Source organism: Pseudonocardia charpentierae (assembly GCF_031845345.1).
Lineage (GTDB): Bacteria > Actinomycetota > Actinomycetes > Mycobacteriales > Pseudonocardiaceae > Pseudonocardia > Pseudonocardia charpentierae.
The window spans coordinates 13,468-26,661 of record NZ_JAVREJ010000014.1 but is presented as its reverse complement, the minus strand read 5'-3'; the positions used below and the strand labels follow the sequence as shown (position 1 = coordinate 26,661).

The 13,194-nt window shown below is 67.8% G+C and carries 9 protein-coding genes and 1 tRNA gene; 4 read left to right on the top strand and 6 right to left on the bottom strand.

All coding sequences use genetic code 11. The features are described 5' to 3' along the window. Position 1: 1 nt before the first annotated feature. Positions 2–769 carry a DsbA family protein gene (locus RM445_RS19275; RefSeq protein ID WP_311558082.1) on the top strand — a complete coding sequence of 256 codons (768 nt, stop codon included), beginning with the start codon at positions 2–4 and terminating at the stop codon, positions 767–769. A gap of 56 nt (positions 770–825) precedes the next feature. Beyond that, a tRNA-Ala gene (locus RM445_RS19270) sits at positions 826–898 on the top strand. A gap of 79 nt (positions 899–977) precedes the next feature. On the opposite strand, the gene RM445_RS19265 is transcribed toward RM445_RS19270, so the two are convergent. The 5 genes from RM445_RS19265 to RM445_RS19245 all read right to left on the bottom strand — a co-directional run bounded on the left by RM445_RS19265 (position 978) and on the right by RM445_RS19245 (position 5,053). Beyond that, positions 978–2,120: a site-specific integrase gene (locus RM445_RS19265; RefSeq protein WP_311558081.1), complete on the bottom strand. Its 1,143-nt coding sequence runs from the start codon at positions 2,118–2,120 to the stop codon at positions 978–980. Next, positions 2,117–2,395, bottom strand: coding sequence for a helix-turn-helix domain-containing protein (locus tag RM445_RS19260; protein ID WP_311558080.1), 279 nt, complete (start codon positions 2,393–2,395; stop codon positions 2,117–2,119). The genes RM445_RS19265 and RM445_RS19260 overlap by 4 nt, the downstream gene beginning before the upstream one ends. A gap of 66 nt (positions 2,396–2,461) precedes the next feature. Further along, complete coding sequence (locus RM445_RS19255; protein WP_311558078.1) at positions 2,462–3,997, bottom strand: replication initiator; 1,536 nt, start codon at positions 3,995–3,997, stop codon at positions 2,462–2,464. A 5-nt stretch (positions 3,998–4,002) separates the two neighbouring features. Next, positions 4,003–4,353: a hypothetical protein gene (locus RM445_RS19250; RefSeq protein WP_311558077.1), complete on the bottom strand. Its 351-nt coding sequence runs from the start codon at positions 4,351–4,353 to the stop codon at positions 4,003–4,005. A 97-nt stretch (positions 4,354–4,450) separates the two neighbouring features. Beyond that, positions 4,451–5,053: a cryptochrome/photolyase family protein gene (locus tag RM445_RS19245; protein WP_311558075.1), complete on the bottom strand. Its 603-nt coding sequence runs from the start codon at positions 5,051–5,053 to the stop codon at positions 4,451–4,453. A gap of 874 nt (positions 5,054–5,927) precedes the next feature. Between RM445_RS19245 and RM445_RS19240 the strand changes: the two genes are divergently transcribed. Continuing rightward, positions 5,928–6,665, top strand: coding sequence for a hypothetical protein (locus RM445_RS19240; protein WP_311558074.1), 738 nt, complete (start codon positions 5,928–5,930; stop codon positions 6,663–6,665). Between the two features lie 176 nt (positions 6,666–6,841). Here the strand turns inward: RM445_RS19240 and RM445_RS19235 are convergent, their stop codons facing one another. Then, complete coding sequence (locus RM445_RS19235) at positions 6,842–7,480, bottom strand: hypothetical protein (protein ID WP_311558073.1); 639 nt, start codon at positions 7,478–7,480, stop codon at positions 6,842–6,844. Between the two features lie 1,304 nt (positions 7,481–8,784). Here RM445_RS19235 and RM445_RS19230 point away from each other — a divergent pair. Beyond that, complete coding sequence (locus RM445_RS19230; protein ID WP_311558071.1) at positions 8,785–13,008, top strand: NB-ARC domain-containing protein; 4,224 nt, start codon at positions 8,785–8,787, stop codon at positions 13,006–13,008. Positions 13,009–13,194 lie beyond the last annotated feature (186 nt).

Here is a 13,194-nt window from a genome sequence, read left to right as displayed (position 1 = left end):
CGTGGGCGGAGCGTCGCGCAACGAACGCAAGCGGCGGCAGGAGGCTGCGGCGGCGTCGCGCAAGCCCTCTGTCGACCGCGTCCCGGGCGCCGGGAGGAAGGACAACCGCGTCACGGTCGGCATCATCGTCGCCGTGGTGATCGTCGCGGTGTTCGCCACGACCTACATCGTGCTGAACCGGCCGTGGGGCTCGTCGTCGCAGGCTGCGGCGACGTACCCGGTGTCCGTCGACGGCGCTGTCGTGATGGCCGGTCAGCCGACCGCATCCGTCACGATCGACGTGTACGAGGACTTCCTCTGCCCGTACTGCGAGCGGTTCGAGACCCGCAACGCGGACGACCTGACGGCCGCGCTGAACGCGGGCAAGGCCAAGGTCAACTACCACGCCCTCAACATCCTCGACGCCCGCACCACGCCGCCCGGCTACTCGACCCTGGCCGCCAACGCCGCGCTGTGCGCCGTCCCGGCGGGCATCTGGCCCGCCTATCACAAGCGCCTGTTCGCCGATCAGCCCGCCGAGGGCAGTGCAGGGATGACCGCGGCCCAGCTCTCGGCGATCGGTACCGAGCTCGGCGCCGGCCCGGCCTTCACGCAGTGCGTCGAGGGCAACGGCAACGCCGGAGCGATCAGCGCGGCGACCGACGCCGCCTCGGCGAACCCGGCACTGCAGACGGACGGCCAGTTCGGCACCCCGACCATCGCCGTGGGCGGCCGCAAGATCGACGTCTCGGACTCCGGCTGGCTGCAGACCGCCCTCGCCGGAAGCTGATCGACCCGCCCCCGGCGCGAGGTACCGGGGGCGGTCGTGTACCGTCGTCGTCGCAAGGGGCTGTGGCGCAGCTGGTAGCGCATTTGACTGGCAGTCAAAGGGTCAGGGGTTCGAGTCCCCTCAGCTCCACCCATCTCACCAGCGGATACACTCCGCTGGTTCGATCTTTAGATCGACGCACCTGTCGTCTGAGTGACTAGATGAGTGACTACGGCTTGGCACGCTCGGGAAAGATGGCATCCATCGCCCCAGCACCTTCCTCTAACACGGGCCGCAGCTGGTGGCGGTAGACCCGCTCGGTCACGGCTGTGCCGCTGTGACCCAATAGTCGGGCGATCTGCTCCAGTGGGATCCCAGAGTCCGACAACAAAGACACGAAGCTGTGCCTCAGCTCCCGCGGCGTCCACGCGGCGGGGTCGAGTCCGGCAGCGGCGACGACTCGGCGGAACGCGCGGCGGACGTTGTGTGCGTCCAGTTCGGTCCCGTGGCGGGTGCCGAAGACTAGTGCGCTTGGAGCAGGTGGAGCGCTGAACGCAGCCTGATAGGTGACGAGGGCGTCGACGGCGCGGCGGGAGATGGCAATACGGCGGCGGGACCTACGGGTCTTGGTGTCGCCGCCCTGTCGGACCGAACGGAGTACAGCGATCGAGGGCGGGACCGGGGAAGCGGCTTCAGGGTCGCCGATGAGGTCGACATGTGCCCAACGCAACGCTCGAACCTCTTCAGTACGGGCCCCCGACAGCAGCGACAGCACAATGTAGGCGTGCAAATCGGAACCCTCCGCCGCGTCGAGGAGAGCGTAAGCCTGCGCAAGTGTCAATGACTTCGACGGCCGTCCGCTCTGTCCAGCAGGCACCGTGCATAGGGCCACCACGTTACGTCGGACCTTGTCCCGTGCCATCGCTCGGACGATGGCGCGGTTGAGGATGGAGTGCATCAGGCGCAAGGTGCGGGTGCTGACCTCCGTGGCTTGGACACGAAGCCAGCGATCGACGTCCTCGGCGGATAGGTCACGCAGGCGCCGCCGGCCCAGGGGGACGATGATCCGCCGTTCGGCGATGCTCGCGTAGTTTGCTGCGGTGGTACCGGCGCGTCCGGCGAGGCCGTAAGTGAGCCAGTCTCGTACGGCGTCTTCAACGGTGTCAGTGCTGCGGCCGGCGGTGAGTCCGTCGGCCTTATCGCGAAGCATGTCGCGGAGTTTGGCCTTGGCGGCGGTCTTGGTCGTTCCACTGGCCTTACGGGTGATCCGCTTCCCACGTCCGTCGAAGCCGAGGGTGGCCGTAGCTATCCACCGTTGTCGGGCTTCGTCCCAGTGCAGTCCTCCCTCTCCACGGCTGCGGCGAGTAGTCATGACACCTGGCTGACGTCGGCGGCCTCGCGCTCGAGGAGCGCGACGTAGTCGGCGATCGCGGCGACAGGGATGAGCCGTGTTCGGCCTACGTGGACCGAGCGCAGCCTGCCACAGCGCAGTTGCTCGTAGAGGACGCTTCGGCTGAGTGACAACAGCGTCATCGCCTCGGTCACCCGGTACAGCTCGCGCGTTCGTGTGCTGCTTCTGCTTCCGCCTTCGATCTCCTCTTCGCTCTCCTGCCGCAGGCTCCTCCGCCGCAGGTTCAGTTCTTCCATGTCCTCCTCCTGTGGGTCGTGCTCCATGGCGGTGTTGATCGACCATGCCCGACTAGCGCCCCTTGATCAGGCGATCTGACGTTCTTGCTTGACGGCACGGCGGTACTCGCGGGCGCGCATGGCGGCGCTAGTGGCGAGTTCGGCGTCGGCGGTGGTGTTCCAGCCGATGCCAGCGAGGGTGAGGTCGCAGACGATCGAGACGGCGTCGGTGTCGGTTTCGGTGGTCGACGACAAGTCGTCCCGGCTGCAGCCCTGGCGGTCGCGCCAGTCTGTGCGACTGGTGCGCTGGTATTCGCGGCGGTCGGCGCGCAGTTGCTTGTGGGTGGTGGAGTAGCGGCGGCTCTTGGTGGCGAAGTGGCCGCCGAAGCCGAGCATGTGGGTCCAGCGGCGGAGCCTGCCGTAGGTGTCGTGCCAGTCCTGGCACTGCTGCTCGGTGGTTTGCGAGGAGGGCAGGGTGCCGAGTTGCCAGGCGTAGGCGATGAGTCGGCCCAGGTGAGTGTCGGGGTCGCTGTAGTACTCGGCGGTCTCGCCGTTCATGCGGCCGGTGACCGGCAGCCCGGTGGGTTCGGTGGCTTTCGTGGCGTACTTGGCCAGGTAGGCGGCGACGGCGTCGGTGCTCACATCCGGCGCGCCCTCGCTCGCTGATGTGGAGCGGATGGGACGGACGTCGAGCTGCCGGCCCCAGGTGATGGGCCAGGAGTGGCTGGTGTCCGGGTAGTCCGGGGTTCGGAACGCGGTGGTGGTGACGGCGGCGGCGACGAGCTCGCCGAGGGTCTGCGTGGTGATTGCGGCCGGTGGCGGGAGTATCGCATCCGGATCGTTCGGGTCGCGGGTGTCGAGGCGGATGAGTGCGTGGAAGTGGACGACGCCGCGGCGCTGGTACTCGGCGACCTTGCCGTAGGAGACCCGCAGCTGGACCCCGTGCTGGCGTTCGAGCGGCTTGAGCAGACGCCCGAGGGCGATCATGGTGCGGCGCCAGAGTTCGCCGACCCAGGCGTTCCAGACGACGTGATGGGCGTGGTCGTAGCAGTTCAGGCAGAGCGGCTGACCGAGTGATGGGTGGTTGTCGGTGTGCCGGGCGGTGCAGATGAGCTGTTTCCCGTGAGGGCAGGGGGTGAGGTCGCGGCGCATTCGGCACGGGGCGACCTTCCCGGTCCGGCGGTTCAGGTTCCGCGAGTGGACGGGACCGAAGGACGGGGCGGTGACCGTCGCGAAGACAGCCGGATGGCTCGCCACGGAGGTCGGTACGCCTTTGCCACCGGCGAGGCCGGCACGGATCAACTGGTAGGTGTCGGCGCGGTAGGTCTCGGCGCACGGTGGGCAGATGCTCGTGCGGCGGTCGCCGCAGGGGACGTAGAGGACGCCGTCGGGCATGTCGGTGACGGTGTGCCGGGACGAGATGATGCGGCCGGTGTCCTTCTCGACGGTGTGCAGGTGCCCGGTGAGCCGGACGGGGCGGATGCAGCCGCGGGTGTTCGCGGTGTGGGCGAGCCACCGGTGGTGGTCGGGGGAGGCGGCCCGGCGGAGCAGCTGGCGGTCGTGCTCGGAGATCCGCCCTCCGGGCAGTGTCCGCAGTGAGGGCGAGGTGGCGGCTGTGGCCATCGGCGCTACCAGGGCACGGCGGGGAACTGACGCCCGAAGTAGTCGCGGGCGATCGCTTCGGCGCGGGCCCGGACGGCGGCGACATCGACGGGGGAGCGGCCGGTGGTCCAGCCGGTGAGGTCGGCGCCGTCGAAGCGCATAACGGCGTCGATCGCGCACAGCGGGTCGACGACGGCGACGCCGAGGGTGTCGCCGAACCGAGCCAGGTGCGCGGCGAGGGCGAGCACCACCTGCCGGGCGGTGAGGGTGTAGGTCTCGGCGGTCAGGAACACCGCCTCGCCCCGAGCGTTCGGTGAGCTCGAGGCGGCCTCTGTCGCCGAGTTTGTCTTGGCCGGGGTGGTGAGGGTCGTCGTCATGGCGCTGACCTTTCGGATGTCGAAGCGATTCGGGTCGGGTGGTTGGCGGTCACCAACACCCCCGGCGCGAGTGCCGGTCCGGGGGTGAAGGTCGCCGTCAACGCCCGGGAGCTCGTGGCTCGTCGGTGGTCGGGAGGTTGGCGAGGGTCGCGGCTTCTGCGGCGTCGCAGCCGTCGCGTTGGCAGTAGCGGAGCAGTCCGCAGCCGAATAGGGCGTGGTCCGGGTTCCGGCCTTCGCAGACACACGGCATCCAGGGCGGCAAGAACGTCGCGACCGAGGCCAACTCGACCGCCGTCCTCGCGCTGCAGCAGTTCGCGCCGCAGGCCAACGTGCTGCTGTTCCAGGACGACGCCTCCTGCGTCGCCGGAGATCGACCGGTCGTGGCAGCGCACATGCTCCTGGGCGAGCACGGCGGAGGAACTCGTCGAGGATCGTGTCGACGTCCCGCGTCAGCGTCCGCGGGCTGTGGCTCCGGGGTGCGGAGCGCGGGTGAGGTGGGCTCGTGGACGACGACCGGGCGCCCGACCCGCTCCAGCGCCTCGCGGTAGGTCTCGGTGCGCAGGTAGGTGGCCCGGTCGCCGAGTTCGGCGGCGAGGTGGCGCATGCCGGAGAGGACCAGGTGCAGCTTCTGCCGGTGGAACCGCTTGCGGTGCAGGACGCGGGTCGACTCGACGAGCACGACCTCCCGGTCGCGGTGCACATGTACTCCCGCCAGCCCAGCACCTGACGAACGAAACCCTCGGCACTGGCCAGGGCCACGTCGCCGGCGTGGAAGGCGGACTCGGCCTCGCGGGCGACGTCGAGGGGATGCAGCAACCCGAGGTTGAGCGGCACCGACAGCAGCGAGTGGGCCATGGGCCAGTCGTCCTGCAGCATCGCGTCTTCGTGCGGACCGAAGTGCGGCAGGCGGTGCGAGACGAAGTGCGCGAGCGCGCGCCGGGCCTCGTCCGCGGTGACGGCGGCCCTGCGTCACTCACGCATCTTTCCGCGGTGCAGGGCCAGCCGCTCCGAAACGCTCACCTCGTGCTGCGGGGCTCCCGGGTCACGACGCGCTTTACGTGCGGCGATGGGCCGGCGGATCACGACGGGGGGTCGGCCGGACGGGCGGGGCCGGTGCAGGCTCGGTGCCGTGGCGGCGCAACCACTCGTCCACGTGATCGGGCATCGGGTCGGCGTAGTCGAGTCCGGGGCGACTCAGCCACTCATCGACGTCGGGCGGGCGAGAGACGTCGGCCGGTCGCCGGATGCGAGCCAGAGCCGCGTCACGACGCTGACGGCGGACATCGGGCGGGTCGGGCACCGCCGGTAGGTCGTCGTCCTCGAGGGACACGTCAGCGGGCGCGTCCCCGTCGTCGGGGGACGGCTCGACCGGCGGGGCTCGAGTCCCCCGTCGAAACCCCGCGGCAATCACCGCGCGCTTTACTTCTGTGACAGCAGCGGCGAACTCACCGCATGCTGCCAGTCGATCCTGACGAAGGCGTTCCCTTCGAGCGGTCGCCTCAGAGTGGAGTGCAGTACGCCGCTGAAACAGGTACGTGCTGAGTGATCCCAGAAGAGTTCCGGCGACAGCGATAATGCTTGTGAAGAGGGCGGTCACGGGCAACATGATGCTCAGCCGGCGGCCGGGCAACGACCAGGTCGCCCCGGTCGCGACCGCCCGCGCCGCCGGCGTCCCGGTGCACGTGCTGCGCACCCCCGATCCCCACGGCAGCGGCGAGCTCGTCACCGCGCTGTTGTCGGCGCCGCAGGAGAAGGTGCTGGCCCTGGGGGCTGCTTTCGGCAGCGTCGAGCAGTTGCAGCAGCGGCTCGCCGTCGTCCGCACCGGCGTCCAGCTGCCCGGTTGTGGCCAGCTCGCGTTCCCCGGCCACCGCATGATCGCCCCCTACGGGACGCCGGGCACCGCCGCGCTCGGTCGCCCCTGCGTCGACGCCGCAAAGGGCGCGGGCGTGTACGTGGTGCTCGACCTGCAGCCCGGTCGGACCGACTTCCTCACCCAAGCCAGGCATTACGAGGAGCTGCTTGCGGAGCCGCACGTGGGCCTGGCGCTCGACCCCAAGTGGCGCCTGCAGCCACAGCAGGTGCTCTCGGTGCAGATCGGACCGGTGAACGTCGACGAGGTCAACCAGGTAGGCAACTGGCTCGCGGCGTTCGTCCCGGAACGCAACCTGCCTCAGAAGCTGCCCGCTCACCGTGCAACGCTCGACACATCACCCGCTACGTCGCGGCCGCGGGCGACGGCCGGTTCACCATGTCCAGCCGCGGCGCCGGACCCGGCTCATTCACCTCGGCACGTTCGGCCCGACGGGCTCTGATGGTCGGTCGGCCGTCACGCCGCCCGCAGCGAGCGACGACCGGGTCCGTGCCCCTGGGCGCCGATCAGGACGCCGTCCTGCAGCCACGTCTGCGAGACGACCTCCGCGAACCTGTCGCTCGCCGACAAGCCCGCAAAGTCCTGCAGAGCCGCAATAGCGGTCGTCCGATTTCATGATCACGCTGCAGAAGGAGTGAACGTGAGCCTCACTCGACCGTCGGAACTGACGGCCAAGTCCAGCTGGCCGTCTCGACTCATTATCGTCGATCCGCTCGAGCCGCCAGCGGCTGGAGTGGCGCCCTCGTGAAGAGCGTCGAACCACCGAAGGAAGTCCGGAATTGTTCCGATCTTTGCGACACGCTGGTGCAGGGCCGTCTGCTCGTGACCGCGGACGAACTCGCCGCTGAAGATCTCAGTCCCGCACCCACACCCACAAAGCCAGCCACCTACGGTGGAGTCAATGTAGGTGACGGGGTTGCGAACGCGAGCGCTGTCCGGAGTGGGACGGCCGACGTAGGCCTGGTAGACCGGGTGGCTTTCGGGCAGCGGGCGCCCCTCGATGATCCTTTTACCCGGCTTCCCGGGGGCATCAATGATCTCGGCGATCTCGGCCGCCATCACCACTTCGTGCTGTTCATTGTAGGAGAACAGTACGTAGGACTCGCGCTTGGCACGGGCGCCGAGAACCCAGTAGCCGCGGTTGTTCTTCCAATTCTGCTCGGTCGTGGCGTGCTCGTCCCAGCCGTAGAAGGTTCGGCCCAGCGGGTCGGTGGGGTCGTTGGCGAGCTTCTTCTGGGTCAAGGTGATGTGCAGCATCAGACGCTCCTGTTCAACTAGTCGGCTCGACTATCGGGTTACCGGAACTCTGCCTGCCTGGTTTCATCGTGTCAAGTAGCAAACACGGGTACCCAAGTATCTACGCTCGGCGGTGCCAGCTACGACCTCGTCAGGTTCGACGGTGCAGGGTCCTGCCCGGCTTCTCTCCAGAGGAGGTCAGTGCGGCGGTCGGCGGCGCCTGCGCTTGCGCAGAGCTGGCAGCCGCACGGGGTGGCCGATCGGGATGCCGCGGTTCACTCATGGGATGTGCGTCGGGTCGACGGTCAGCTGGCGCTGCCACTCCACGTTGTCGCTCGGGGCCCGATGGAGTGAGACTGCCGAGATCACCGAGGCGACCGGGGCGTGTGCACCCGGGCCTCCCAGGACCAACGTGCCCAGCGCGATGCCGAGCCGGTGGCTGAGGTCTCACATGACCCCCATCTGGCAGCTTGAGCCGCGGATCCGGACGCGCTACCGCCTGAAGCCGCTGCACAGGCCCAGGCAACCGAACAGACGGGTGCGGAAGTCCTGCGCCTGCAGGAGAGCCTTCATAGTTTGCGGTGGCCGCGTTGTTGGCGATCGGGGACAGCGCGCCGGCTGTCCTACTCGCGGACGGCGCCGCCACATCGGGTTCGAGCTACCGTCCAATCGTCGGGCGAGCGCCGTACACGTACGTCGTCCCGACTTCCTGCGGGAAGATCGTCGACCAGTCGTGGCCGCAGCCTGGGCACTCAAAGGTGAGTGCTACCCGCGTTGCTTGGCTCGTCGCCGACCGGTACCCGGGAACCGGAGTTCCGTCGTTCGTCGCTCCTGCACCCGTCCCGACGTCGATTCTGTGCGTGACCAAATCGCCGCCAGCGCTGCTGGCCACCTGAACATGCGTAAGCCGGACGTCGCCGTGGTTGCACTTAAGGCAGTACACCGCCATGCCGCTGTGTCCGTTCGGACGAGTCCGCGGCGCGATGCGGAGCACGTCTCGGTGCTCGGCCGGGTCACGGTTCCTGGCGCTCGCAGCGTCGGGTGCGTTGAAATCCACACATAGTGCTCGTTCCGAACGTCTCAAGCGCTAGCGTCCGTCTCAGTTTCCGTCTCAGTTTCGAACGGTCCCGGTGCATCCCGACCAATCGGTCAACTGCCTGAGCAGTTGCAACCGCCCCTGCCGGACGGAACGAGACGACCAGCTGTCGACTGAAACGGCAAATTGAAGGCTAGTGGCGTTGCGGGCTGGCTTGGCGCGGTGTGCGCCACGTACCCGTCCTCGCGCACGGGACAAGGGCGGACACGTACGGCTTCGCCCACCGTCTGTGACGAACCTGTTCAGCTGGGAGGATGACGGGGTGGTTTCCGACTCGTGTGCCGACCGCAAGCGGGACCTCGTCTTCGTCAGCTACAGCCACGCCGACGTCGCATGGGTGCAGCGGTTCGAGGTCATGCTGCGGCCTTTGCTGCAGCCTCGGCGGTTGCGGCTCTGGATCGACCGCATGACCCGCGCTGGCGACGAGTGGCATCCGGCCATCGATGCGGCGATCGACGCCAGCGACGTGGCGCTCGTTCTGGTGAGCGCGGACCTGCTCGGCTCGGCCTACGTCATGGACTTCGAGCTTCCTGCACTACTCCGGCACGGCGTTCGGCTGGCGCCGGTGCTGATCGGTGACTGCTACTGGGACGCGGTTCCGGCCCTGGAGCAGGTCCAATGGCTTCACGACCCGGGTCGTGAGGGCGCGCTCGGCCTCGATGCAGGCGACAGCGCGCGGCGGGACCGGCGGATCCGGCAGGTCTGCGACAGACTGCTCGAGGTCGTCCGCACCGACCCCGGGACGCCGCCGATCGCGGAGGTGCCCACCCGAACCGCGAGCGGCGCCGCAGTGGAGCTGGGCACCGGGGCGCGCACCGACATGCTCTCTGGCGTTCCCGCCCTCCCGCCGGGCTATGTAGTCCGCGATGAGCTTGGTCCTCTCGTCGAGGCTGTCGTTGCCGCGGAGGCCGACGGCGCGGTGGGACTGGTGGGCCCGGGTCCCAGGCTGGGCCTGCACGGACAGGGCGGCATCGGAAAAACGGTGCTTGCCACGGCGCTTGCTCGGCACGACGAGGTCCTGCGCCGTTTCCCGGACGGGGTGTTCTGGGTGACGGTCGGCGAGCGCCCCGATCTGCTCGCGCTGCAGCTGGACCTGCTTGCCCGGCTCGGCGCGCCCGGCCAGCTCCCTCGTGCCGTGCCCGAGGCAACGGAGGCGCTGCAGGGCCTGCTTGCCCAGCGACGCACGCTGCTCGTGGTTGACGACGTCTGGTCCGACGCCGCCGCGGACGCGTTCCGGGTCATAGGACCCCAGGGGCGACTCCTTTACACGACACGTGACGCCCGCATCATCGACCGACTCAGTGCGCGACCCCACGCCGTTGGCCTGCTCACCGTGGAGGCGGCTCGCGGACTGGCCGCCGCAGTACTCGACGTACCGGTCACCCGTCTACCGGCGGCGGCGGACGAGGCATTCACTGCCGTGGACCGGGTCGCCCTCGCTGTCGCGCTTCTTGCTGCAGCGGTCCGTGGCGGCCGCCGCTCGTGGCGCGAGGTAGCCGGAGCTCTGGCTGACGAGCCGGACGTCTACGGCGACCATCCGTACGCCAACACATTCAAGGCCATGCAGATCGCCGTCTTCGCCCTGCCCGCGGAGCTGGTAGCCGCGCTGCTCCGCCTGGCGGTCTTCCCGCCCGACACTGAAGTTCCGGTGGCCGCGATCGCCCGGTACTGGGGCCGCCCCCTCGAGGACGCAGCTAAGAATGTTGGCCAGCTTGCTACCGCTGGGGTGCTGCGCTGGGACGGCGCACAAGTCGGATTTCACGACCTGCAGCACGAGTACCTGCTGTTACACGCTCCGGCACTGCCGGTCCTGCACGCGGAGCTGCTCGATGCCTACCGCCGTCTCTGCAACGATTCCAAATCCTGGGACGAGTGGTGGCAGCTTCCCGCCAACGAGCCGTACATCGGCGACCACCTCGTCCACCACCTCGTTGGGGCCGGGGAACGGCGGGTACTCGCGAAGACGGTGACCGACCCCGCGTACCTGTGCCGCCGCGTCGCTGCGGCTGGCGTGCACGCGGCCGAGGCGGACCTTGGCCGGGCGGCGACGGCGTTCCCCGACCACCCCGTACTCGGCTGGTGGCGCACCTGGTTCGCCCGACATGCCCACCACCTCGGCGGTCTGGCCACGGTCAACTTCGAGCCGTCGGTCCCCGGCCTGCCCCTCGCGCCGACGATGCTCACCTGGCTGGAAGCCGCCTCGGATCGAACCGTGGCGGTCGATTTCGGTCGGCTCGCTCCGCTGCTGCCGCCGCGATATCTCGGGGTGCGCTGGGGAGTCACGCCACCGGGGACGGCACTGGTCCGCGTGCTCGCCGACCACACCGGGCCGGTCCAATCGGTGGCCTGGTCTCCCGACGGTACCCAGCTGGCCTCCTGCGGCGATGACGGCATCCTCCGTCTGTGGAACCCGGAAACTGGAGACGGACGGGTCATGCCGACAGGCGTCAGCGGCCCGATTTACGCACTCGCGTGGTCACCCGACGGTGCCTGGCTCGCAGTGGGCGGCAATGCGGATATTCAACTGTTGGCGTTCGAGACAAATATCATCCGCACCTTCCCGGCTCCCGACTCGTGGCCAGTACGTAGCCTGTCGTGGTCACCTAACAGTCGGCAGCTGGCCAGCGGCGCCGGCAACGGATCCCTTCAGGTGTTGGACGTGGTTACCGGGGAGGCGCGTACCCAAATCTGTCGCATCGGCGCCTTGCGGGTCCTCGACTGGTCGCCGGACGGCCGACTTCTCCTCATCGTTCGAACAGACGGCAACCTGCAATTGTGGGACGTTGCTGAATGGCGGGAATCAGTTATCCAAGCTCCCTTCAGTCCCCAGCTCGTGAGCGCCGCTTCTTGGGCTCCGGGAGGAGCGCGGTTTGCCACCGGCTCAACCATCGGCACGATACGAATTTGGGACATTGCCACCGGCCGGACCAATGGCATCGACTGTCGTTCCTCTGGCTCGGTCGAATCGCTTTCCTGGTCGGCGGATGGCCGTTCAATCACGGTTGCGTGCGCTGCGATCCTCGAGCAGTGGAACGTCGATGACGGTGTGCGCATTGCGACATTGGCGGGTCACACTGCCACCGTGCGGACGGTGGCAGTGTCATCGACTGGAGCCCTTATCGCCTCCGGTGGAGACGACACCACCGTCCGGCTCTGGAAACCGGTTACCGGTTCCGAAACAACCGCCTCCCAAGGCGCGGATGAAGAGATTTGCATAGTGCGGTGGTCACCCGATGGCCGGCTCCTCGCCACAGTCGAGGGACAACGTGCCGATACCGTTCGGATTCGAGAGGCAACCGACGGCAGCATTACGACGACACTATCCTGCGAGAACACCCTCAAGGACATTTGGTGGCCGAACGATCACAGCATTGCGACGATGCCTGAGTTTGGACCTTGTTTGAGGTGGGACCTTGCTGCCGGCAGGACGATGAACGATAGTCCGTCTAATCTGCCCTGGCCGAACAGATACGCCCAGGAGGCTTGGTGGTCGGCCGACGGGCGCTACCCCTCATTCATTGAGCCGGATAGCTACAGCCCGAAGCTCTGGGACTTACCAGCGGACACCGTGAAGCAGCTTGAAGGGCAAGCCGAGGAAGAACTGCGAACCCTGTCGTGGTCACCGGACAGTCGCGTTCTAGCTGCCCTCGGCCGGTATGGTCACGTGTTCCTGTGGGACATTGACTCTGCAGGCGCGCGCGGACGTGAACCGCGAGTCCTCACACCTTCAGGGAACAAGTGGCATCGGGCAAAGTTGAAGACTGACCGATCTGTCCGAGACGCTAATTTATCGTGGGATCAATTCACTGATATTCAGGCGCGGAACGAGTTCGAACGGCGTGGGGCCACAATTGTGTGGTGCCATAATAGTCAACTGTTCGCTGTTCTCTCGGCCGCGGGCACGCTGCAGGTTTGGGATCCAGCAAGCGGTCAGCTGGTCTCGACAATTCACGAGCAAGCTATTCGCTCTGCAGCATCCGGACCTCTTTCCATCTCATGGTCGCCCGACAACCGCTACCTCGGAATTGTCGACCGTGACGCCCGCGCGCTTCGGCTATGGGACGCAGTCTCTGGTGCCAACATCGCCGCGATCGACGGCTTGCCTGCTAATGCGGACGTTGCGCGATGGTCACCGGACGGCCGCCATCTTGGCTTCATCGACCGCGCTACCCACACAATGCGGTTGTGGGACGCGTCCACGCTCACTGCCGTTGCAGTCATCGAGGGCCTGAGTGCAAGCATGGATGCCGTGCCGTGGTCACCGGATGGCGCCTACGTCGCCACCGTTACGAAGACTGGGACCGTCATCATCCGGAACACACGCGGCGAGCCGGTCACGATCCTGCGCCTCGACCCCGTGCGCGACATCGCGTGGGGACCCACCGGCGGCCTTGCTGTCCGCTGGCCAGACCGGGTCGGGGTTCTCGACCTCTGCGGCCCCGGAGCGCGTTAGGTGCCGCCGGCGCGGTCCCCGCGGACGAGGTCGAACAGGCGCTGCCAGTGTGGGTGACGGCGAAGTCCTCAATCGTGGCCGGCCCCGCGCGCTCAGGTCACTTCTTCACGGGCGAGTTGCGTTTCCGGTCGCTCATCTGGAGAACCACCTGAAACCTTCTGAACATCTTCAACCTGAACGGAAGAC

Coding starts and splice junctions, on each gene's coding strand:
- RM445_RS19265 (WP_311558081.1), bottom strand. CDS start 2,120: ATGACTACTCGCCGCAGCCGTGGAGAGGGAGGACTGCACTGGGACGAA.
- RM445_RS19260 (WP_311558080.1), bottom strand. CDS start 2,395: ATGGAAGAACTGAACCTGCGGCGGAGGAGCCTGCGGCAGGAGAGCGAA.
- RM445_RS19255 (WP_311558078.1), bottom strand. CDS start 3,997: ATGGCCACAGCCGCCACCTCGCCCTCACTGCGGACACTGCCCGGAGGG.
- RM445_RS19250 (WP_311558077.1), bottom strand. CDS start 4,353: ATGACGACGACCCTCACCACCCCGGCCAAGACAAACTCGGCGACAGAG.
- RM445_RS19240 (WP_311558074.1), top strand. CDS start 5,928: ATGCTTGTGAAGAGGGCGGTCACGGGCAACATGATGCTCAGCCGGCGG.
- RM445_RS19235 (WP_311558073.1), bottom strand. CDS start 7,480: ATGCTGCACATCACCTTGACCCAGAAGAAGCTCGCCAACGACCCCACC.